This window comes from Rhizobium sp. FG113 (assembly GCF_057809895.1).
Window position 1 is genome coordinate 68,509 of the sequence record NZ_JBMDKV010000017.1, and the last position, 21,525, is coordinate 90,033.

Here is a 21,525-nt window from a genome sequence, read left to right on the forward strand (position 1 = left end):
AATGGCTGATGCTTCTACCGATGCGTCCGTTGTGTTGTGGGGACGGGAAGTTGCTGCCGTCTCCTGGCTCACAGATACCGGACACGCCGTTTTCCAGTATGATCCGGAGTTCGCCGAATCTGGCATAGAGCTCTCACCACTGGTAATGCCGCTCGGCCCCGCCCCTTTTTCCTTTCCGTCATTGCCGAAGAATACCTTCAAGGGACTGCCGGGATTGCTGGCAGATGCGCTCCCCGACAAATACGGCGACCGCTTGATCAACGCCTGGCTCGCGGAACAGGGCCGCACGCCAGAGAACTTCAATCCCGTTGAGCGACTTTGTTATGTCGGGACACGTGGGATGGGGGCGCTTGAATTCCGGCCAGCCGTCATGGGGTCGAATGTAAAAGCGCGCAAGGTCGAGGTCGCCAACCTCGTGCGGTTGGCAAATATGGTCCTGAATGAGAAGGCCAGCCTGGAGGGGATCCTGTCGGGCAAAAACGACCTCGCCGCCATTGATGATATTCTTCGCGTCGGCACCTCGGCCGGCGGCGCCCGTGCAAAAGCCATCCTCGCCTGGAACCAGCAAACCGGGGAGTTTCGGCACGGTCAGATCGATGCCGGCGATGGTTTCGAACACTGGCTGATGAAGTTCGATGGCATCGACAACAATCGGGACAAGGAAGAACCGGATCCGCAGGGGTTCGGCCTGATCGAGTATGCGTACTACCTGATGGCGATCGCCGCCAAAATCGAGATGATGCCCTGTCGACTGCATCAGGAGGGCGGACGAAGCCACTTCATGACCAGACGATTTGACAGACCTGTCGATGAAACCGGCGCGTCGCGCAAACTGCACATGCAGTCTCTGTGCGCATTGCAGCACTACGACTTTAATGATCCACGTGGCTATTCCTACGAGCAGGCCATTTTGACCATCCGCCAACTTGGATTGGGGGCACGTGCGCTGGAGCAGCAATTCCTTCGCGCGGTCTTCAACGTGATTGCAAGAAACCAGGACGACCACGTCAAGAACATCGCCTTTTTGATGGACCAGACCGGGGAATGGAAACTGTCGCCCGCTTTCGACGTCAATTATTCCTACAATCCCAAGGGTGACTGGACCGGCCAACATCAGATGAGCCTGAACGGCAAGAGAGATGGGTTTGTTCTCGAAGATCTGCTCGCGTTTGCCGAGACGGCGTCGATCAAGCCGACAAAGGCAAAGACTTTGATTTCCGATGTTCGCGATGCCGTTTCAAATTGGCTTCAATATGCAAACGAGGCGGGTGTTGATGCGGACACCGCACGAAAGATCGGGAAAACACATAGGTCAATTGCCTGAGGTGGCGGAGAAGGACGCTCGCCAGCCGCTCATAGGAATGAGCGGCGTGCATCAGTCCTGACATTTGGGATTTGGAGGAACTGCCGACATGGCAAAACCGGGTGCGTTTGTGTTGAAGCTTACAAGGGAACGCGAAATGGTGTTTCGCGATGCCCTGGACGAGATGGAATTCTTCGCGGAAGCGGTACCGTCGTTTTCTCACAGCCGCAATGCACCACTTGTCTGCTTCGTCGTGAATTCGCGCGGCCGGATTTCCCATATTGCGAATGGACGCCGCGGTGTGAATGCGGGCACCTACCAAAGCCGCCTCAATCTGTCCGACATAGAAGCGCTTCAGACACGGCTGACTACTCAGGACATCATCGACGGCGTTCCTGCAAGAAACAGGAAGCTTGTCCAGGAGCGCTTCAAGCATGGCGGTCTGCTCACGCCGAAGGCTTTCGAAGAGGTGGTCGATCTCGTCGCGCGCCGAGCGCCTGAAACAGCGCGCTCCATTGATCGGTTCAGCAAATCGACACGCCGTCGTCTTGCTCAGCTGAATAGTGAAACCCGCGAGGCGCTTGGCGCCCAGAAGGAGAGCGTGGCGACGGCCATGTTGCTCGCTGGTATCGATCGCACATCACTGAGGGAATGGGTGCTGGGCGAAGATGAAACGCCGACGTCCTTCCTTGACGGTCTCTCCGAGTCAAGGCAGCGCGAAGACGAAATGATCATCCGGGATCTATCCGAAGTTCCTGGATACGACTATCTCCGCCACGTGCCCAATGCATCGGCCGCGCTTTTCGTTGACAAGGAAACAGGCAGCCGGCTGACCGTCATACTCGCCAACCGCCTTCCGCTGGAGGAACAGACTGGAACGGACCTCATTTATTACAATGAGGCCTTCAAGTCCTTCGTTCTCGTGCAGTACAAGGCGATGGAGACCGACGACAAGGAAGGCGCGATCTTTCGCTTTCCGGAAAAGAAGTTGTCGGAAGAGATCGGGCGCATGGATGCTTTCCTGTCCGAGCTCGCAAAGCTGAAGGAGGGCGGCACAGTCGACGACTTCCGCCTCAGCCACGAACCCTTCTTTCTGAAGTTTTGCCCACGGACGCAATTCGACCCAGATTCCAGCGGCGTCACAAAAGGCATGTATGTCCCCCTGTCCTATTGGAAGCGCCTTGCAGACGACGATGGTCTTCTCGGCCCCCGCGGTGGTCGCCGCCTCGCCTACTCCAATGTACGCCGATACTTCGACAACTCGTCCTTTGCCAGCATGGTCAAGGGCGCATGGGTCGGAACGGTCGTCAATCAATCAGCCGTCATCGAGCGCTGGATCCGAAAAGTCATGGAAACCGGGCGTGCGATCACGTTCGCCGTTAAATCGGATGATAAGCCAGACGACGAAGAGGTGACAGTCGATGTAAAGCCGGACCTGGGACTTTACCCGACAGGGTTTGAAGATGTAGCGGAGGACGAGCCGGCAGCAGTTGTATTGGGAAAATAAGGCACGTAAAGATGGTTGAAGCTTGCGAATCTGGCATGACTTCGGGGGAAATTTCATGGCGGTCGTCCGCAAGATAGAAATCAGGAATTTCAGATCGATCAAGTCGCTCGACTGGTGGCCTACCGATGGTATGAATTGTCTGATCGGTGCCGGCGATTCCGGAAAAAGCAGCGTTCTGGACGCGATCGATTACTGCTTAGGCGCGCGGCGCTCACTGACGATCAGCGATTCCGATTTTCACAACCTCGAGGTCGAAAACGACATCTCGATCACAGTGGTCCTTGGTCGCCTCGACGACAGCCTGAAAAACTACGAAGCCTATGGCGACTTCCTATCGGGATTGCGCAGCAGCGATGGAGGTATTGAAGACGAACCAGGCCACGGGCTCGAAACAGTTCTGCGGCTGAACCTGACTATCGCTGGCGATCTCGAACCCCGATGGCGACTGCTTTCCAAGCGGGCGGAAGACAGAGGCCTCGATCGCGGGCTCAATTGGGGAGACCGTCTGGCGCTTTCTCCCACGCGCCTTGGCGATTGGGCAGAACACAATCTCGCCTGGCGACGCGGCTCGGTCTTGAACCGCCTGAGTGACGAGAAGCCCGATGCCTCGAAAGCGCTTTCCAACGCAGCGAGAGATGCCCGGAAAACCTTCGGAACGGAAGCCGAAAAACAATTGGGCCAGGCGTTGGCGATCGTCAATAAGGCTGCTCGAGAGTTGGGTGTACCGATTGGAAGTGCGGCCAAGGCACTGCTCGACACGCATTCGGTTTCCGTCAGTGGCGGGACGATTGCCCTTCATAACGAGATTGGCGTTCCTCTTCGTGCTCTTGGTCTCGGATCCACAAGGCTGCTGATTGCCGGCCTGCAGCGCGAGGTCGCGGACAAAACATCGATTCTCCTCGTTGATGAGATCGAGCATGGGTTGGAGCCTCACAGGATCATGCGGCTTATAGGATCGCTGGGCGCGAAAACGCAGCCTGCGCCACAGCAAGTCTTTGCAACATCCCACTCTCCTATTGTCCTACGCGAACTCAGCTGCAATCAGCTTTTTGTGCTTCGAAAAACGGCGACTGGTGCGCATCACCCATATAGTGTACCGGCAGACACCCAAGGCACGCTTCGGGCTTTTCCGGAAGCATTCCTCGCTCCGTCGGTGCTGCTTTGCGAGGGAGCCACCGAGGTCGGATTTATTCGCGGGTTCGACCAATTTTGTGTCGCTCATGGCCGCATTTCGTTGCAAGCTGCCGGCATCGCGGTGGTGGATTGCGGCGGCGGGCATGCAGATCGTCCCTATCAACGCGCCAAGGCCCTCATCGGCCTGGGCTATCGCGCTGCGATCTTTCGCGATGACGACGTAAAGCCGTCGCCGGCGGCACAGTCTGAAGTCGCCGCGCTCGGTGGGCTCACGTTTACGTGGGACGAAAGGCAGGATATCGAGACGGCAATCGTCTTCAATGTCGACGATGCCATTCTGCTCCAGATGATCGACTATGCGATTTCGGTACACGGCATCGATCTGATCGCAGCGCACGTTTCGACCGCGTCTCAAGGTGCAGAGACACTTGATAACCTCCGGGCCGTGCTTCATTCACAACAGCATTCGGCTTCCGCATTGCAACGAAACATCCTGGCTCGCGCCTGCGCAGGAAAGAACGCTTGGTTCAAGTCGGTCGGCCACATGGAGTATGTCGCGCGGCACATTCTGGCGCCCAACTTTGCCGGTGCGACCGAACCCTTTAAAGCCAAAGTCAACCAGTTGCTTATCTGGGCGCAGGCCGTGCATGGATGAGACCTCTATTCTCAAAAGCAATATAGGCAGCATCGCCGCGCCGGCTGGGTGTGGGAAGACGCATCTGATCGCTGCTTGCCTTAGAGCGTCGACTGACCAGAGGCCGGTGCTGATCCTCACCCATACCAACGCCGGGGTTGCGGCCTTGCGATCACGCCTCGACTCCGCAGGGGTTCCTCCTGATCGCTACCGCATCACTACGATTGACGGCTGGGCCATGCGACTTGTCGGCACATTTCCTGGCCGAAGTGGTCAGGATCCGCAAGTTCTGTCGTTGAGGAATCCGGCATCCGATTATCCCGCAATCCGGGACGGCGCGCTCAATATTCTGGACGGCCACCACCTGCACGGCATTCTTGAAGTGACCTATTCGCGCGTAATCGTGGATGAATATCAGGATTGTATTACCCAGCAACATCGAGCGATCTCCCGTCTGGCCAATATCCTGCCTACCTGTGTCCTGGGCGATGACATGCAGGCGATATTCGGCTGGGGAACCAATGTTCTCGTCGATTGGTCACGAGAGGTTGAAACCGAGTTCCCGCCGATCGGTCAACTGAGCACTCCGTGGCGCTGGAACAACGCAGGATCGACAACCCTCGGACAATGGCTTCTCTGGACTCGGGAGGCTCTGAAGAACGGAACACCGATCGACCTGCGACAGGCGCCCGGCGAAGTGTCCTGGATCCAGACATCCGGCCCCGACGATATCGCGGCCCAAACGCGAGCGGCCTATACGGCGTCGCCTGTTACTGGCGGTGGCGCGCTGATCGTCTGCGATAGCCGTCAACCACGCAGACATCGGGACATAGCAAGCCGGGTAAGAGGAGCGGTTGTCGTCGAGAACGCGGATCTCTCGGATTTCATCAGGTTCGCGGAAGGATTTGACTTCGCCGCTCCGGCTGCAGCTGACGCGCTCATTGATTTCGCCGGCAGCACGCTTACAGGGGTAGGAGCGGCTCAGCTGAAACAGCGGGTTGCTACGTTGCTCGCCGGCAGATCTCAGAAGTCGCCGACAGAGGCAGAAAATGCCGCAGTCCTTTTTGCAGGAAATCCGACCCCAAAATCCGCGCTGGACTTCCTGGTTGAGATAAACAGGCAGTCCGGCGTCTCGCAATTACGCCCGGCCATATTACGAGCCTGTATCCAGGCCCTGAACGCCTGCAGATCTCCCGCGGAGTTTCACGAGATGGCGGTTCGGACCCGCGAGCAATCTCGCATGCTCGGCAGAGCACTTCCCAATCGGGCAGTCGGCAGCACCTTGCTGTTGAAGGGGCTAGAGGCAGACGTTGCCATCGTACTGGACACCGATACTCTCGACTCACGCAATTTATATGTCGCGATGACGCGTGGCTCGCGACGCCTGGTGATTTGTTCGACCGAACCCATCCTCGTGCGCCGCATATAAACCGAGGCGTGGAGGTAACTTCGCGTCACGGCCAATGGTTCGTATCTACTCCAAGTCGCGCCGTGGGATACAAGCGACCTTGGAAGCGTTCTTGACGTTTGCAGGTATTAAACTGCTTCCAGGCCAAACGTAAAAACCTGCCGTCAATTTCGCGATGTTCGCCGGTGTCTTTCGACACGATTGCTCGCGCAGGACAATCCCTCTTTATTCTTCGAAAGAGGTTTCGCCATCGTCAGCGGCGCGCTCCGTAACCGCAGCTTCCGACCGCACGGCATGTCGGTTGAGCAATCCCGCGTCCTCGAGCGCTTCGATGTTTGGCAAGTCGCGCAACGTCTCCATGCCAAAGGCCGAAAGAAAATGCTGCGTCGTAACGTAGGTGTAGGGTGCGCCGGGCGTCGGACTGCGTGGCCCGGAGCCAATGAATCCCGCACTCCGCAAATTACCGATGACGTCCCGGCTGACTTCCTTGCCAAAAATCTTCGACAACTCACCGCGGGTCACCGGCTGGAAATATCCCACCGCCATCAACACCATCGCCTCGAACTCCGACAGGGCCGCCGCCCCTCCCCTTGTCGGCGCCGACGAGGCGCGGATCGTTTCGGCGAACCGTGGTCGGGTTCGGTGCTGCCAGCCGCCGGCCACCGAAACCAATTCATAGGGGCGATCCCTTAGTTCCTCGACGAGGTCGTCGATCAACAGATCGATGCTGCAATCTTTTCCCACCACCCGCCCCAGCGTCTCGCGGGTGACCGGCTCAGCCGAGGCAAAGATCACCGCCTCGACCCGCATCATCCATTCCCGCCAGCGCATCTCCGCCGGGAACTGATCCAGTTCACGATCATAAAGAAGTTCGTCTGCGGCGTTCGCCTTTCGACGTGATGGTTTGAGTGCAGGAGATCCGGCCATGATCACAACCCAAAAATTCGGAAGGAGGAGCGGCCGGAGAGCTCGCGCACCGCCTCGAAACTTTCCAGACGCTCGAATAGCCGGTTGGCCGCCCAGCGCGACAGTTTTGAGCCCGGCGCGGACGCCGGCACGGCATCCTCGGTCAACAACCGCCGGATCACCGGCTCGGCGCCTTTCGTCCGCACCTTCGGCGCCACCGCCAGCAGTCGCGCCGCCCGGCGGTCAATCTCGACGGCGGAGCGCAGCGCGGCCTCAACGCTACCGGCCAGCGCCAGGCAGATCGCTTTCGGGTAGGCGGGCTCACCCGGCCGGAAGCGACCCCGACCGCCGATGGTGCGGAACGCCGGACCAAAACGCGCGGGCAGCAGCAGCGGCACGGGTTTCGGCCAGCTCAGTTTTTGCGCCAGCACGACCTCGGCAAGGCCGAGCGCCAGTACCTCGGCGTCCGGGCGAACGGCAGAGATCGCCGTTATCAGGTCCGCCACCGCGAAGGGTGCTGCTCGCCCGGACTGATTTGCAGAATCGACCATGTCGGGGATCGAAGCAAGGCTATCGGTCCACGTCATCCCCAGCAGCGCGACAAGCTCTTTAACGAAGGGTGTGGTGATTGTCCCGGATCGGCGCGCCGCCATTCGTGTGGCAAGAAACAGCTTGCCGGCCGGCCCGGGATCGTCGCCTGGTGCCGTCAGCAAAACCGCATCACGGATGGCAGTGTCTTCCTCGTTGCGACCGAGGATCCGGGCGGCGGTGGTGGCCGATTTAAGGGCAAGGCGATCGCGCCAGCAGCCGATCCATGACAGATCTGAGCGGATCAGATCATCGAGTGCTTTCAGTGCGATACCGGCTGAAAAGGCGGCGTCGGATTCGCTGATGTCGCGGCCGTGTGGCCGCGTCCAGCTTGGCAGACGAGGCGACCAGGCCATTGTCTTTGGGGCGGCAGGGGTGAGCGAATCCATGCGGTGGAGCATAAACTAAGTGCGCAGTTTGTGCTACCATTATCGACACAAAACGCACGGCCTGTCGCCAACAAAAAACGTCCGATAATCTTGCCTTATCGGACGTTCTGTGCTCTATATAAGAAACGGCCGTTTCGCGGCCTTCAGCCGCACCAATCCCCGCTTTTCCGGCTGAGCGACGCGAGAGAGTGCGGCGGCGGTATGGTTAAACTCCCCGGTCGCCGCGCAGGCCTTAGGTAGAATATGTATACTAAGGAACCTGGAAACCTTCAATGGCGCTGAGCATCAAAGATCCCGAAACAGAGAAGCTCGCCCGCGCGCTTGCCGCGCGCACCGGCGAAACTATCACCATTGCGACGCGGCGCGCCCTCGAGGATCGGCTGAAGCGGATGGGCTCGCAAGCCAAGAAGTCTGCTCTCCTTGAGGACATGGAGGCAATGCAGCGGCGCCTGAGCGTGCTGCCGGTCCTCGATGATCGCAGCGATGAAGAGATCATCGGCTACGACGAAAATGGTATTCCGAACTGATGGTCATCGATACCTCAGCGATTGTCGCGATCTTTTTCAATGAACCGGACGCCCAACATTATCGCGAATGCGTCGCCGACGATCCCATTCGGCTCGTTTCGGCGGCGACGCTTGTCGAAGCCGCTATGGTGGTAGAAAGCCGTTTCGGTGAGGCTGGTGGCGCAGAGCTTGATCTGTGGCTGCACAAGGCGAAGGTGGACGTTGTCGCGGTGACCGCCGAGCATGCCGATCAGGCGCGCCGGGCCTGGCGCCGTTACGGCAAGGGCCGCCATCCTGCCTCCCTGAACTACGGCGACTGCTTCTCCTATGCGCTTGCCAGTCTGACTGGCGAACCGCTCCTGTTCAAGGGCAACGATTTTAAACAGACGGATATCGAGGCGGCATGAATAGCGGCGGCGAGATCATACTTGGCGAACATTTCTCAGAGACGGCGCCCTCTCCTCCCCCGCAACCGGCGTCCGGCCTGCTGGGCCATCTTCAGGATCTCACCGATCGCGCGCGGGGTTATGTCGAAGCCGCCAGTTCCGCCAACACCCGCCGCGCCTATGCCGCCGACTGGAAACACTTCTCCGCCTGGTGCCGGCGCTCGGGCCTCTCTCCCCTCCCCCCACATCCTCAGACCGTCGGCCTATACATTACCGCCTGCGCGTCGGGGACCGCCGAACGCGGCGCCAAGGCGAGTTCGGTCTCGACGATCGAGCGTCGCCTCTCCTCGCTGTCGTGGAATTATTCGCAGCGCGGTTTGATGCTCAATCGCAAGGACCGGCACATTGCCACAGTCATGGCCGGCATTCGCAACAGCCATGCTCGCCCGCCCCTGCAGAAAGAGGCGGTCCTGGCTGAGGATATCGTTGCCATGTTGGAGACGCTCGACCGGGGGACCCTGCGCGGTCTGCGGGATCGGGCCATGCTGCTGATCGGCTACGCGGGCGGCCTGCGGCGCTCGGAAATCGTCGGGCTGGATCTGAAGGCCGACCAGACGGAGGACGGCCGCGGATGGATCGAAATCCTTGAGAAAGGCTTGCTGGTGACGCTTCGCGGCAAGACTGGATGGCGGGAGGTCGAAATCGGGCGCGGGTCCTCCGAAGCCACCTGCCCCGTTGCCGCGGTTGAGACCTGGATCCGGTTCGCCAGGCTCGCCCATGGTCCCCTCTTCCGGCGTGTTACAGGGCAAGGGAAGACCGTCGGGCCGGACCGGCTCAACGACAAGGAAGTGGCGCGGCTCGTCAAGCGCACCGCTATGGATGCAGGCATCCGAGGTGATCTGGCAGAGATCGAACGGGCTTTTAAGTTCTCAGGGCATTCGCTGCGCGCCGGACTGGCGTCTTCGGCCGAAGTCGATGAGCGCTATGTGCAGAAGCAACTAGGTCATGCCTCTGCTGAGATGACGCGACGCTATCAGCGCCGGCGTGATCGCTTCCGCGTCAATCTCACGAAGGCTGCGGGTTTGTAATTATTGGTCAGGCTGCAGACCTTCGGAATTCATCATTGCGCCCCGTCGCAATGTCGGTCAACGACCGGCCTCCGGGCAATGTGAAGCCTTCAACAAGGTCGGAAAGCCTAATGCTCGCCTCTGCGAGCCTTGCCGTAGTCGCGCGGGTCTGTTCCATCATGGCGACATTCTTCTGAGTGATGCTATCGAGGTTGGTCACAGCATTGTTGATATCCCGAAGTCCGATCGCCTGTTCTTGTGCCGATTGAACGATGCCATCGATCTGCTCGTCGATCGCATGAACCCTGCCACCTATCAACTTAAGGGCATGGCCCGCTTCGTTGACGAGCAGGACACGGTGATCGCAAACTCGGCGGTGATGAAGGCGGTAGCCTTGGGTCTTTGTCCGGATGTATCGATCGATGAGCGCCAGCAATTGAGCGAACTTTCCGAAATGCAGTCCGAAGTCCTGAAATCGGCTGCTTCCGGCAAATCCAACGGCGACATTTCGGTGATCTTGAACTGCTCAGAACGCGCGGTGAAATACCACATGAGTGAAATCCTCAGGAAACTTGGTGTGGCAACACGCGCGCAGGCGATTTCGAGATTTGCTGCAAAGATCTAGTCGCCCGCCCGAGAATCGCTCTCGTCGGTTGGACGCTCTCTTGAATCTGCAGAGCATTCCATTCGCAGGGGATCGGCCTCTAGCATGATCGACAAAGGCAACGGTGCACGCTTCAGCCGCAACGCCCGATCGACACCAATCGCAGTGAGATTGGTTCTAGTACAATCTCGCCAAGGCTCCCTGTTATGATTGCCGCAATGCAAATGGCAATGTTATTGACGGAGCAGGCGCAAATCTTACGCGCTGAACAAGTTGGATCGCGTGTATGTTGATCAGCCAAGGCTCCGCCCGCAACGAGCGGATAAACCTAAACCTCGCCTGCTCACTGGCCTTGATTGCAGGGGCTTTGAACGCTGCGGCTTTTTATGCAGTCGGTTTCTTCTCGGCCAACATGACCGGTAATGTTTCGGCTCTCTCTGATCATCTTGCAACGGCGCGATGGAATCAGGCGCTATTTTTCCTTGCCGTGGTCATCATTTTCGTCCTCGGCGCAGCGATCTCATCCCTCCTTATCAATTCGGGTCGACGCCGCGGTATCGCTGCCATTTACGCCTATAGTATTCTCGTAGAAGCCATCCTGCTTGCTTTGCTCGGGATCGCGGACATCTGGTTACTCGCGGCGTGGCGCCCTCCCCTACTCACTCTTGGCTTGGCATTCTTGATGGGCTTGCAGAATGCGACCGTCACCCGGATCTCTGACGCTCGCGTGCGGACGACACATATCTCCGGCATGGCAACCGATATCGGCATTGAGCTCGGTATCGCGATGGACATTTTGCGGGGACGAGAACCGGACGCCCACGCGGCCGAGAACCGAACAAGGCTCACGCTACACATTTGGACGATCGGAGCTTTCCTCACCGGAGGTGTATTGGGCGTGTTCGCCTATCAGCATGTGGGCGGATACCTGTTACTGATCTGTGCAGCGCTGCTGTTTGTGATTTCGTTTAAAGGTATCCGGCGAAGGCGCGGCACATACACAACCACTGCCACAAGACGACTTCGTTGGCCGCCACGAAGCGAGCGATGAAAAGAACGAGGGACACCATGGTTGTTTCGGCGATCTCGACGAGGCCTAGTCAATTATCCTGCATTTGAGGAATGTTGTTTTTCTTACAACTGCGGGGCAGCGCAAGAACTCCTGTGCATCTATTCCAAACGTAGTGGCGGCATGCACTGGACGATGAGGCCACTTAATTTTGCGGGTTGGTCAAGGTTTCCCGGGAAGGCACTCGAGCCGACCGATCAATCTCGAATTTCTTGCGTTTGAACAACCGCCGTTGGCCCCTGTCTGCGTCACAGCTTGTGCCGACTCACGTCAGCTGGATGGGGAGGGATTCTTCAATAGGTGCACCCATTCGGAGGGTAAAGATAATCGAACGCGGTTTATCGACTCTTTTTTTGACAACCCGTGTTAGTGACTGAAAAGTTTAAACAACCGCCTGTTTCTAGCGGTTTAAGGCGAAATTCAGGCTCCATACGCGATGCGCAAGGTCCCGCGTTAATATTTCATTAACTATAAAGCGCTTGCGGAAATCGGAAAATCGCGTCTTATCTGTTTGCGGAGTTTAGCCGTGCGTTGGCAAAACTCCGTATCTTGGGGAAGAAAGTGCGGCAATGGTGAATTTGGATTTGGCACCCATCGAGGAGTTTTCGGGTTTTCGGGATCTTGTCCGAAACCATTCGGCTGCGCTCTCGGCCCAACTTCAAGCCTACCAAACGAAGGTGTTCCCGCCTCACGCACGCAAGACGATCAGAAACTTCTCGCCAGCAGAGGCTGAGAAGCTCTTCGATTGTGCAGAAGGATATCTGCGGACCATCGTTAGCGAAATGGAGAAGGATGAAAGCCTGAACTTCAAAGTGGCTTCTGGTCCGGGCAACCGTCGCGTATATTCTGTCGAAGACATCGCCAAGATACGCCAATATATGGACGCAGGCAGCCGGCCCGCTGGGCGATACCTACCGCATCGCCGCGATGGTGAAGAAGTGCAGGTCCTTGCGGTCATGAATTTCAAAGGCGGTTCCGGTAAAACAACAACTTCGGCACATCTTGCCCAGTACCTCGCACTTCGTGGGTACCGCGTCCTTGCCGTCGATCTTGATCCCCAGGCGAGTTTGTCAGCACTGTTTGGCAGCCAACCGGAGACGGATGTCGGCGAAAACGACACGATTTACGGCGCTATCCGGTATGATGAGGAGAGACGGCCAATTCAGGATATCGTCCGAGCGACGTATATCCCTGACCTTCACTTGATCCCCGGCAATCTTGAACTCATGGAGTTCGAGCACGCGACTCCCATGGCTCTCGCAAAACGAGATCCCAGCGATAGGCTATTCTTCGCTCGCGTGTCAGATGCACTCGACCAAATTGCCGATGCATATGATGTCGTCGTTATCGACTGCCCTCCCCAACTTGGTTATCTCACGCTTTCAGCCCTGACCGCGGCCACGTCCGTCCTCATCACAGTCCATCCTCAGATGCTCGATGTTCTGTCCATGAATCAGTTTTTGGCAATGACCAGTGACCTCTTAGACACCATTGGGGAAGCGGGAGCTGAAGATAAGCAGAACTGGATGCGCTATCTCGTCACCCGTTTTGAACCCACCGACGGGCCTCAGCACCAGATGGTCGCGTTTTTGCGGTCTTTGTTCGGTGCAAATGTAATGGTCAACTCAATGGTGAAGAGTACCGCGATTTCAGACGCTGGCCTGACCAACCAGACCCTCTTTGAGGTCGACAGAAGTCAGTTCAACCGCGCCACCTATGATCGGGCACTCGAATCGATGAACAGTGTCAATCACGAGATTGAGAGCCTCATCAAAAAGACATGGGGTAGAACATGAGCCGTAAAAATCTCTTCGCCGACCTCCCCACACCAGGGGGAACCGCGCCACCGCTCGCCAGGCCTCTCCAAGGGACCGCGAAACCGATGTCAGCTATCAAGCGGTCTGTTGGAGACCTGAACGACCGCAGCCGGCGCGCTGAGGAGATCGAAAAGAGTTTGATGGAAGGCCAGGCGGTGATCGAGATCGACACCGCCATTATCGAACCTTCTTTTGTTCAAGACCGTATGGACGGTGATGTCGAAGGTTTGAAGTCTTCGATTGCTGAACAAGGGCAGCAGGTACCTATTCTCGTTCGTCTTCATCCCGAGTTTCCCGATAGATATCAGGTTGCGTTCGGCCATCGTCGCCTGCGGGCTCTCAAAGAACTCGGAATCAAGGCGAAGGCCATTGTCCGTGAGCTCACCGATGAGCAGTTGGTGATCGCACAGGGACAAGAAAACAATGAACGCGCAGACCTGACCTATATCGAGAAAGCGCGGTTCGCCGCCAATCTCAAGGATCGGTTCACACGCGAGATTATCGTCGCGGCGATGTCGATCGACAGAGCAGATGTCTCGCGCATGATGGCGCTTGTGGATGCCCTCCCAGCCGATCTAGTCGATGCTATCGGACCGGCGCCGGGTGTAGGACGCGGTAACTGGCAGCAATTGGCGGAGCTTGTCGAAAAGTTTCCAGAACTTCCAAAGGTTCTCGATCTGGCTCGCTCACTGAGCGCCCTTCCATCAGAGGACCGGTTCAAAAAGGTTATCTCTTATCTGAAACCCGCTCGTCTTGGACGCGGTGCTCCTGACGTCCTGTCGACATCCACAGGTAGCCGCTTGGCCCAAGTTAAGAACAGCCGGGCAAAACTCGAAATAACAATCGACAAGAAGGCGACGCCAGACTTCGCGACCTTCGTGCTCGAACGATTGGCCTCACTCTACGAGGAGTATCAGGCCAGCAATGAAAAAGAGAAGGAAGCTTAACCCGCAAAAGAAAAGAGCCCCCAAAACGTCGCCGTCTCGGAAGCCCTATTCTGTTCGTTAGCAAGCTCAGAATCGCATTTTCGAGAATCATCGTCAAGAGTCTTCGGCGCCAATTTGGCGAACAAATTTCTTTTGCCTGCTGACAGGTAAAGAACGATGCAAAGCGGAAATGTTACAACGCCGTTCGGACGGCGGCCGATATCTCTTGCCCTCGTACGGCGGCAACAAGCTGTCGGGGAAATCAGAGCAGGCAAAAGCGTAGACAAGTGGAAAGTCTTCCGGGACATCTCCGTGGCTATTGAGCTGTTGGCAATACAGTCCAACAGCCTTGCGGTCCTGGACGCGCTCCTAAGCTTCTATCCCGAAAATGAGCTGCGTCAGGATGCGCAACTCATCGTTTTCCCGTCAAACATTCAGCTGTCCCTGCGAGCTCACAGTATGCCTGGTTCGACACTTCGGCGGCATATCGCTGTTCTGGTCGAAGCCGGGCTGATTGTCCGAAAGGACAGCGCAAATGGAAAGCGTTACGCGCGGAAGGATAACTCTGGCATTGTCAACCATGCCTTCGGCTTCGATTTGTCTCCCCTGCTCGCACGCGCTGACGAGTTCGCCATTATGGCACAGCAGACTTTGGCCGACCGCGTTGCCCTCAAGAACGCCAGGGAAGCACTGACCGTTTGCCGGCGAGACGTCAGGAAGCTTGTTTCTGCGGCAATCGAAGAGGCTGCTGATGGAGACTGGGACGCCATTGAGGACATGTATGTGCGGCTCGTATCCCGCATTCCACGCAAAGCAGACATCGAGGTGGTGACAAGTCTGCTCGATGAGATGAAAATGCTGAAGGAAGAAGTGCTCAACCGACTGGAAACGTATGATAAAGAGAAGAATTCTAGCAGCAATGCTGCCCGTATTGAGCAGCACATACAGAATTCAAAAACCGAATCCTTATATGAACTTGAACCAAGCTCCGAAAAAGGGCTGGGGGCGAAGTCGAGTGCTGGTAACAGGCAACGGAGCGAGCCGCCGAAGGTATTTCCGCTAGGGTTGGTGATGAGAGCATGCCCGCAGATTGCCGATTACGGCAAGAATGGTGAAATCGCGAATTGGCGAGAGTTCATGTCCGCCGGAGTCGTCGTTCGATCAATGCTCGGCATCAGCGCTTCCGCCTACCAAGAAGCCTGCGAGGTTATGGGGCCTGAGAATGCTGCGGTAGCGGTTGCCTGCATTCTCGAGAAAGCGAATATGATCAATTCTCCGGGGGGCTATCTCAGAGATCTGACGAGAAGGGCTGAGCGTGGCGAATTTTCAATCGGGCCCATGGTCATGGCGCTCCTAAACGTTAGCCCGCGGGAAGGGCGAAATGCGGGATAAGCACGGTGAGAGGGCCCCTCCTCGGTTGTCGTAATATTTTGGAGATGCGTTGCCAAGAGAACGTGGTGCGAACGACGGTAGCCGACCCGTGGCTCTACGGGTCTACGTGCTGATATGAATAATGGCGCCAGCAATCTCGCCGTTGACGCAGGAATTGAAACCCTCAGCCACGACCGTTGGATACAGCACTTTGTGCAGGGTGTGCCCGAGTGCCGCAGATGAGGCTATTGCCCTTCCATTTGCGAGACCTCAATGTCCATCGGAAGCAAGATCGGCAAATGTTACAGCCATCGGCCATCCGCTCAGCAGTCTCGATCGATAGGCAGTTGCTTGCTGCGTTCTCGCGCCTCCTCGGTGAGTTCTTGACGCCGCGGCCGATAATCGCTGCGAGCGATTGGCTCATCTTGCCCTGCAGCAGCCAGATCTTCCGGCTGAACGAGCTACGAAGGCGGCGATCGTTCAGCATTAAATGGATCGGTCTTGTCCCGCTACCCAAAGCATTGGATCAGCGAACACCTGCCCCGGTTGTCATTCGCAACAGAGAGGCGCGCTCTTGACGACGGCACATCGAACCGGCCTTTCAGAACATAGATCCACCCACATCATCCACCTGATCCCATCTTGTTTAAGCGAGCTTGGTCTTTGTGGGGAGACCCAGTGGCTGTTCGGCTTTAATCGAACGAAGCCGCTGCCATGGTTCGATCGGTACCATCCGCTATGAGGGGATATAAAGCGATATCCTGATTGTGCGTAGAGCGATGATTTATAAGCGCAGTACTAAAGAGTCTGAATGTATAAGCGTGGGGGTACCTGATATCACCTCATTTCCTGGAGCTAGGGAACACAGATGAAAAAGACGTCTAGAACATACGGCTCGGGACGGTGGCACGGGTCAGATAGACGAAATTCGAACTTGAATTCGACGTGGATGCCGACAACACGAAGGCTCATGCGGTGATGACCGTTCGGTTCCACAGTCGCGGGATTTCAAAGCAGAAATGGAGGTGTCAGCATGACATGCGGGCAGGGACCACGCCCACTTCCCATCAGGCTGGCTAGCCGCGGCGCCGCGCCAGGCAACGGTGCAGCAGTTAACTGAGGAGCAACCGGTGCCTTCCGTGATATGGAGAACGGGCAGGCGGCGCCAATATAAAGGCGCATCACGTGCGCGTCATAAACCGCGTTCGTGAGGACGCCCACCACTGGAAACGATTTTCCCCGCAATGGCTCGGAAGCGCGCGAGAGTGGCGACCAAGGGTTATTGGGAAAAGGGCCTAAAATCGTCGACTCTGCAACGCTACGCTCGTGAAGAAGCGTGGCATGGAAAGACCGCTGAACAACCACCTCCGGTCCGGGTAACTGGAAGAGAACTTGTCCCTACTCTTCGCGAAGGCAGTCGGCCCTCCGATTAGGCAACGCTTGTATAATGCCTTCACCAAAGCTCTATTCGATCTGGTCTCGTCCAGCGATGCACCATTCAATCACAGGGGCCCAGAGCTGCTCACTTCCGCCTCCCTCGGCGAGGGCAACATCGTACTCATCATCGTCACAACCCTCTTGCGCAAGACCGTGAAGGCTTGCTGCAGTACGTGCCGCAGATGAGAGCGACAGCCGTTTCGTTACCATCCTTCGGTTTCGGGCCCGAGACAGGCGCAAACAGACCGCTGGTTTTCTGTGGGAGCTCCCACAGCGACTAATATGCGGAAAACAAACAGTTTTCCATATTGTATCTTTTTGGGTGTCTTGTGCATGACCATTTCACATCGCGCAGGCGTCTTCTGTTACATTACACTGAGATTTTCCTTGACCGTAAAGCATCACCCTAACCGGGACATGCAGCGCATATAAGGGCTGAAACAATGTTGTAACTGATTCAGTTAGCGCCTCGCCGTGAAGATGGACGCGCTGTTTACTGTCATTGAACCATCGGTCTGTTAGGCCCCGGTATCCTTCTACCCCTCGGTCGAAACCGCAGCGGTGTTCAATTCGAAACCCGTCGAATGCTCCGGGGTGGATAAATGTAGCTCCCAAATAAGAGAACATTCGTCCGATGTGAGCTGTCATATTCTGCCATAAATCGCTCGTTTATCGCAGAGTCTTCACCGATGAGTTGACAGGCGCTTAGAGCTGACGGAGAAGATCATGCAACAAAAGAGGATGACCAATGGCCGACGAAGATAACCATGTTCCTGCCGACGGTGCGTCACCGACTGAGGTCGAACAGCGCGCTGCGAAGTTACCTGCGAGGGCACGTAGTGCTGCGTCCGGCAAGGCTCGCGGGGATGTGAAGAAGTCCGTGAAACCCAAGAGCCGAGGTCTCAGTGAGCAGGAGAAGATCGAGCGTGTTCGTCACATCGACGAGCAGGTTGCGGCTGGAGATACCCTCAAAGCAGCAGTAGAGAAGGCCGGCATCTCCGACCAGGCCTACTATCAGTGGAAAAAGGCGTTTGGGTCCACTTCGCAATCCGCTATTGCAGAAGATGACGAGTTTGCGGAGTTCATCCAGCTCGATGAAGAAAACCGCCGGCTACGCAAACTTCTGGCGGAAAAACTTCGAACAGAAAACGCTGATTTGCGCCGCAGATTGGGCTTGAAGTAGCATGTTGTAATGCGGCGTCCGTGCCATAGGAGCGCACGTACCTCTGGGGCAAGCGCGTTTTCATCGGTCCAAATCGATTGGTCTTTTCACTCCATCCAATTCTGAATATCCGGAACATGAGAACACCACGATCTAATTTTGTCGTCGAATACAAGACGAGCAGGCGCGTGGCAAAGCCACGATCGGCTTCCATTTGGGGCAATCTCGATCTGCAGGCCGTCGCGCGGCAGATTGAGACCGACGAGGCGGTGCCACAGGGTATCTCAGAACCGTATGCCTCAACGTCGATGGTGACAGTTGATAGAGCCTTTCCAACATTGATTTCGGAAGCGCACTCAGAAGACGAAAAATCAACTATCCTTGCAGGTCGCGAAAATATTCCGCGCGAGAGGTTGGATATTGGGGAACTCGATGACCAGTCGAGTGAAATTCTATCTGCGGACCAGGCGAAGGCCGACGATCTTGTAGGGCCGGCGAATGGGCTGGCAGAGAAGCAAAAGGGAAGGGGGAGCCAGGAAAGGCGTTTGCAACAGCTCAAATCCCCTAACGCTCACAGTCGGCATGCCGCACCAGAGTCGCTCGCGCTGCTTGAGGCTGACAATCGCTACCTCAAACGCCTCATGCTCGTAAAACTTCGGGAGGAAAACGAGTGGATGCAGTCTGTGCTCAATCGGCTCGAAAGCGTGTGACGCTGTTGCTTGTCATTGTAGCCCGTGATGAGTTGTAAGCCGTTTCGGAAACTCGAAAGGCAATCTTATCCGCGGCGATCGGACTCTTTGGCTCAACCAACCAGTGAAACCGCGGCGCTTGGCTAGGATTTGTGTGCGGCCGAAGTCAGGGGTGTCCTGCTGCAGGCACTGCAATTGCCAACTACTCCTCGCTGAGGCCCGAGCGGTATAATCGCCGCGAACCTTTTCTGATCACATCAATCGCTGCACCTATGGCCTTTTTCCGCTCCGCTGCACTTAATGGGTCTGATTGAAACGTCCGTCCCCTACGAGAGTGCGCCCGTTTCTGCCGATATCAGTACCCAATTTAAGGTTTTGCGGTGCGGTTTCAGCACTTAACACCGCCATCCTGAAAATAACCACTATCGTATTGGGGCTTTTGATTAAGTTGATCGAGGGCAACTATGGTCTCTCGGGTGGATAATTCTGGATCACGCTCCAATATTGCGGTGAGGATCTCAGATTGAATACCTTATTATCTTGTTCGGATGGTTGTACGCGGCGCCTTGCAATCGAGTGCCAAGAGACACCAGTAAACTGAGAGGGCGGTTCGCGATAGCTCCCTCAGTCGACGAGCGACGAGCCATGTAACAGGCCATCGCGGCGTTTGGTGGCAGTGGGTTCAACGCGGACATTGCCGAGTTAAGATGTAACATTGCAAGAAAGGAGAAGGTTATTGGATCGCAGACATAAAATCACAGTCACCAAGGGGGGCAAAACCGATCGTCACGCCGTGATCGGCTTTGATCCGCCGTTGCGTACCTTTTTCCTGCAAGCGTTCATGGGTAAGTCCAGGGAGATCTGGCTTGGCACCGTTCTGGAAGAGTTCCTTAGTTTGGAAGCCCTCACCGAGGGGGCCCGGAGCCAAGGGTATGAGATCGAGGATATATCTCGGGAAACGATCATCGAAATGACCAAGCTGGCCGCGCAGCCGCACGCGCCGAGAATTGGTGAACGCCTTGGAATTGTTCGATAAAATGCAGATACTCATGGTATGTTCTGCATGAGGCGCGTGATATTACTGATCAATATAGACACATAGACTGGCCCATACGCACGCTAGATTACCGTTAGCCGCCGCGCACATTCCTTGCGATTGAGCGATAGACAGTCTTCGCTCGCAAATCAAATGAGTGGCAGCCGATGAAGAATGAACAACGACGAAACATTGCTGAAAGGGTTTTCGAGCGAATTCGGAGCGCAGGCTTTCCAATGGAGACCGATCCCCGCTTTCTGGCTTGGATCGAGCAATGGATTGCCGGCGAAATCGAAATGCCTCAATTTCGGCAGAACTACCTTCAACTCTTGGTGGAACGGGTATCGCAGCAAAAACTAAGCCTTCGGCGAATGGGCTCGGATCACCGGAGAATGGGGGTGAGCGACCATTGTTACCGCAAGGTGAGCAGCCGATCGATCCTTTTGAAGAACCTGACGGTTCACGCGAATGATATATAGATGTCCGGCGACAACCACGCGGTAGAAGCAATGATCTGTTGCTCCTTGCTGGTGGTCGGATAGGGGCCTCGTCACTTAGCCCCGTATCCAAGGCATACCGTGGCCTTTAGCCGCGGCAGCAAGGCGGTTTCCGGCGGGACGTTACTGCAAACCATCGCCCAAGCCAGCGTCTGAAAGAGCAGGACATCTGCTTTGAGTGCCTACTCAGATGCCTGGCTGAGAGCCCGGCATTTGAGGAAACCATCGGTGATCACATCCTTCGGCAGGTCGCGACCGATGAATACGAGCCGAGTGACGCGCTCTTCTGCATCTTTCCACCGGCGCTGATGGTCTCCCTCCAGCAGCATATGGACGCCCTGAACGACGAAACGGTCGTCATCACCGGAGAAGGAAATGATTCCTTTCAGACGGAGGATATCCAGGCCAAAGGCATGGATGATCATCTGCAGCCAGGGGAAGAATTTCTCCGGATCAAGGGGATCGCGCTCGACAAGCGAGAAGCTGGTCAAATGGTCGTCGTGCTCGTGATCGTGCGCCTCTTCAAGAAAGTGCGTGAGCGCGACGAACACCCCACCTTTTCTTTTGTGATTGCGGCCGCGAGATATGCTCCTTCATCGAGAGGAGCTGAATGGGATGGCCAGGGATTACGCTAATGCCATGCTTGGAGTCATGGATGAAGCCATGCATGAGGCTCGTCATGAAGGCGGGTACCGACTGATTGAGGTGATCACCGGGCGGCGCAAGCGGCGGGATTGGAGTGACGAGGAGAAGGCGCGGATTGTTTGTGAGAGCGCTGAACCTGACGCCAACATCTCTGCCGTTGCCCGGCGGCACGGGGTCAATCGTGGTTTGCTGAACGCCTGGCGTCGGGAGGCTGGGTTGATCGGGCAAAGAGCGGGCAAGGCCTTGGGTCAGGAGCCAGCGTTCGTGCCGGTGAATGTGGTCGATAGCCAAAGACTGCAACGCGCGACGGCATTCGATGTCGCCAGCAGTGCTGCGGGTAGAATTGAGATCGAGCTCGACGGTGCGCGCATGACTGTGGTGGGCTCGGTGGCACCGGAGTTGGCCCAGGCGATGTTGGCAGCTCTCCGGTGTCGCCGGTGATCG

General features: G+C 56.6%; 19 protein-coding genes and 1 pseudogene. 17 read left to right on the plus strand and 3 right to left on the minus strand.

From position 1 onward, the window contains the following. Nucleotide 1 precedes the first annotated feature (1 nt). From ACODTZ_RS28205 to ACODTZ_RS28220, 4 genes are all read left to right on the plus strand, one after another. Entirely contained in the window at nt 2-1,324 is a 1,323-nt protein-coding gene (locus ACODTZ_RS28205) for a type II toxin-antitoxin system HipA family toxin (RefSeq protein ID WP_489029773.1), read from the plus strand. A gap of 88 nt (nt 1,325-1,412) precedes the next feature. Next, the gene (locus ACODTZ_RS28210) at nt 1,413-2,810 is read left to right on the plus strand and encodes a hypothetical protein (RefSeq protein ID WP_489029775.1); all 1,398 of its coding nucleotides are present in this window, start codon (nt 1,413-1,415) and stop codon (nt 2,808-2,810) included. Nucleotides 2,811-2,865: 55 nt separating this feature from the next. Further along, a complete protein-coding gene (locus ACODTZ_RS28215; RefSeq protein ID WP_489029777.1) occupies nt 2,866-4,599 on the plus strand; it encodes an ATP-dependent nuclease in 1,734 nt (577 codons plus the stop codon). Further along, complete coding sequence (locus tag ACODTZ_RS28220) at nt 4,592-6,007, plus strand: UvrD-helicase domain-containing protein (RefSeq protein WP_489029779.1); 1,416 nt, start codon at nt 4,592-4,594, stop codon at nt 6,005-6,007. The genes ACODTZ_RS28215 and ACODTZ_RS28220 overlap by 8 nt, the downstream gene beginning before the upstream one ends. A gap of 204 nt (nt 6,008-6,211) precedes the next feature. On the opposite strand, the gene scpB is transcribed toward ACODTZ_RS28220, so the two are convergent. After that, complete coding sequence (gene scpB / locus ACODTZ_RS28225; RefSeq protein ID WP_489029781.1) at nt 6,212-6,913, minus strand: SMC-Scp complex subunit ScpB; 702 nt, start codon at nt 6,911-6,913, stop codon at nt 6,212-6,214. Between the two features lie 2 nt (nt 6,914-6,915). After that, the gene (locus ACODTZ_RS28230; RefSeq protein WP_489029783.1) at nt 6,916-7,869 is read right to left on the minus strand and encodes a DUF1403 family protein; all 954 of its coding nucleotides are present in this window, start codon (nt 7,867-7,869) and stop codon (nt 6,916-6,918) included. Nucleotides 7,870-8,141: 272 nt separating this feature from the next. On the opposite strand from ACODTZ_RS28230, the gene ACODTZ_RS28235 reads away from it, so the two are divergent. The 12 genes from ACODTZ_RS28235 (at nt 8,142) to ACODTZ_RS28290 (ending at nt 20,418) form a co-directional block, all read left to right on the plus strand. Further along, on the plus strand, nt 8,142-8,396 hold the full coding sequence (locus tag ACODTZ_RS28235) for a type II toxin-antitoxin system VapB family antitoxin (protein WP_055971743.1): 255 nt from the start codon (nt 8,142-8,144) through the stop codon (nt 8,394-8,396). Then, nucleotides 8,396-8,782, plus strand: coding sequence for a type II toxin-antitoxin system VapC family toxin (locus ACODTZ_RS28240; RefSeq protein WP_055971746.1), 387 nt, complete (start codon nt 8,396-8,398; stop codon nt 8,780-8,782). Before ACODTZ_RS28235 ends, ACODTZ_RS28240 begins: the two co-directional genes overlap by 1 nt. Continuing rightward, nucleotides 8,779-9,849, plus strand: coding sequence for a tyrosine-type recombinase/integrase (locus ACODTZ_RS28245; RefSeq protein WP_055971749.1), 1,071 nt, complete (start codon nt 8,779-8,781; stop codon nt 9,847-9,849). Before ACODTZ_RS28240 ends, ACODTZ_RS28245 begins: the two co-directional genes overlap by 4 nt. Next, entirely contained in the window at nt 9,806-10,453 is a 648-nt protein-coding gene (locus ACODTZ_RS28250) for a helix-turn-helix transcriptional regulator (RefSeq protein ID WP_147182402.1), read from the plus strand. Before ACODTZ_RS28245 ends, ACODTZ_RS28250 begins: the two co-directional genes overlap by 44 nt. Before the next feature lie 265 nt (nt 10,454-10,718). Continuing rightward, nucleotides 10,719-11,483 (plus strand): YoaK family protein, encoded by a 765-nt coding sequence (locus ACODTZ_RS28255; RefSeq protein WP_055971758.1) that lies wholly within the window; start codon nt 10,719-10,721, stop codon nt 11,481-11,483. A gap of 587 nt (nt 11,484-12,070) precedes the next feature. Next, nucleotides 12,071-13,297, plus strand: coding sequence for a plasmid partitioning protein RepA (gene repA / locus ACODTZ_RS28260; RefSeq protein ID WP_055971761.1), 1,227 nt, complete (start codon nt 12,071-12,073; stop codon nt 13,295-13,297). After that, nucleotides 13,294-14,265 (plus strand): plasmid partitioning protein RepB, encoded by a 972-nt coding sequence (gene repB / locus ACODTZ_RS28265; protein ID WP_055971763.1) that lies wholly within the window; start codon nt 13,294-13,296, stop codon nt 14,263-14,265. Before repA ends, repB begins: the two co-directional genes overlap by 4 nt. 156 nt (nt 14,266-14,421) lie before the next feature. Then, a complete protein-coding gene (gene repC / locus ACODTZ_RS28270) occupies nt 14,422-15,636 on the plus strand; it encodes a plasmid replication protein RepC (RefSeq protein WP_055971766.1) in 1,215 nt (404 codons plus the stop codon). 2,164 nt (nt 15,637-17,800) lie between these two features. Beyond that, nucleotides 17,801-18,235, plus strand: a complete 435-nt coding sequence (locus ACODTZ_RS28275) for a transposase (protein ID WP_055971773.1) — start codon at nt 17,801-17,803, stop codon at nt 18,233-18,235. A gap of 167 nt (nt 18,236-18,402) precedes the next feature. After that, entirely contained in the window at nt 18,403-18,924 is a 522-nt protein-coding gene (locus ACODTZ_RS28280; protein ID WP_055971776.1) for a hypothetical protein, read from the plus strand. A gap of 715 nt (nt 18,925-19,639) precedes the next feature. After that, on the plus strand, nt 19,640-19,939 hold the full coding sequence (locus ACODTZ_RS28285; RefSeq protein ID WP_055971779.1) for a hypothetical protein: 300 nt from the start codon (nt 19,640-19,642) through the stop codon (nt 19,937-19,939). Nucleotides 19,940-20,106: 167 nt separating this feature from the next. Then, on the plus strand, nt 20,107-20,418 hold the full coding sequence (locus tag ACODTZ_RS28290; RefSeq protein ID WP_156381129.1) for a hypothetical protein: 312 nt from the start codon (nt 20,107-20,109) through the stop codon (nt 20,416-20,418). A gap of 200 nt (nt 20,419-20,618) precedes the next feature. Here the strand turns inward: ACODTZ_RS28290 and ACODTZ_RS28295 are convergent. Next, nucleotides 20,619-20,966: pseudogene (locus ACODTZ_RS28295) on the minus strand (GTP-binding protein); the annotation flags it as partial. An 85-nt stretch (nt 20,967-21,051) separates the two neighbouring features. Between ACODTZ_RS28295 and tnpA the strand changes: the two are divergent. Then, nucleotides 21,052-21,522, plus strand: coding sequence for an IS66-like element accessory protein TnpA (gene tnpA / locus ACODTZ_RS28300; RefSeq protein WP_055971973.1), 471 nt, complete (start codon nt 21,052-21,054; stop codon nt 21,520-21,522). The last annotated feature ends 3 nt before the right edge of the window (nt 21,523-21,525 follow it).

Coding starts and splice junctions, on each gene's coding strand:
- ACODTZ_RS28205 (WP_489029773.1), top strand. CDS start 2: ATGGCTGATGCTTCTACCGATGCGTCCGTTGTGTTGTGGGGACGGGAA.
- ACODTZ_RS28210 (WP_489029775.1), top strand. CDS start 1,413: ATGGCAAAACCGGGTGCGTTTGTGTTGAAGCTTACAAGGGAACGCGAA.
- ACODTZ_RS28215 (WP_489029777.1), top strand. CDS start 2,866: ATGGCGGTCGTCCGCAAGATAGAAATCAGGAATTTCAGATCGATCAAG.
- ACODTZ_RS28220 (WP_489029779.1), top strand. CDS start 4,592: ATGGATGAGACCTCTATTCTCAAAAGCAATATAGGCAGCATCGCCGCG.
- scpB (WP_489029781.1), bottom strand. CDS start 6,913: ATGGCCGGATCTCCTGCACTCAAACCATCACGTCGAAAGGCGAACGCC.
- ACODTZ_RS28230 (WP_489029783.1), bottom strand. CDS start 7,869: ATGGATTCGCTCACCCCTGCCGCCCCAAAGACAATGGCCTGGTCGCCT.
- ACODTZ_RS28235 (WP_055971743.1), top strand. CDS start 8,142: ATGGCGCTGAGCATCAAAGATCCCGAAACAGAGAAGCTCGCCCGCGCG.
- ACODTZ_RS28240 (WP_055971746.1), top strand. CDS start 8,396: ATGGTCATCGATACCTCAGCGATTGTCGCGATCTTTTTCAATGAACCG.
- ACODTZ_RS28245 (WP_055971749.1), top strand. CDS start 8,779: ATGAATAGCGGCGGCGAGATCATACTTGGCGAACATTTCTCAGAGACG.
- ACODTZ_RS28255 (WP_055971758.1), top strand. CDS start 10,719: ATGTTGATCAGCCAAGGCTCCGCCCGCAACGAGCGGATAAACCTAAAC.
- repA (WP_055971761.1), top strand. CDS start 12,071: ATGGTGAATTTGGATTTGGCACCCATCGAGGAGTTTTCGGGTTTTCGG.
- repB (WP_055971763.1), top strand. CDS start 13,294: ATGAGCCGTAAAAATCTCTTCGCCGACCTCCCCACACCAGGGGGAACC.
- repC (WP_055971766.1), top strand. CDS start 14,422: ATGCAAAGCGGAAATGTTACAACGCCGTTCGGACGGCGGCCGATATCT.
- ACODTZ_RS28275 (WP_055971773.1), top strand. CDS start 17,801: ATGGCCGACGAAGATAACCATGTTCCTGCCGACGGTGCGTCACCGACT.
- ACODTZ_RS28290 (WP_156381129.1), top strand. CDS start 20,107: ATGAAGAATGAACAACGACGAAACATTGCTGAAAGGGTTTTCGAGCGA.
- tnpA (WP_055971973.1), top strand. CDS start 21,052: ATGGCCAGGGATTACGCTAATGCCATGCTTGGAGTCATGGATGAAGCC.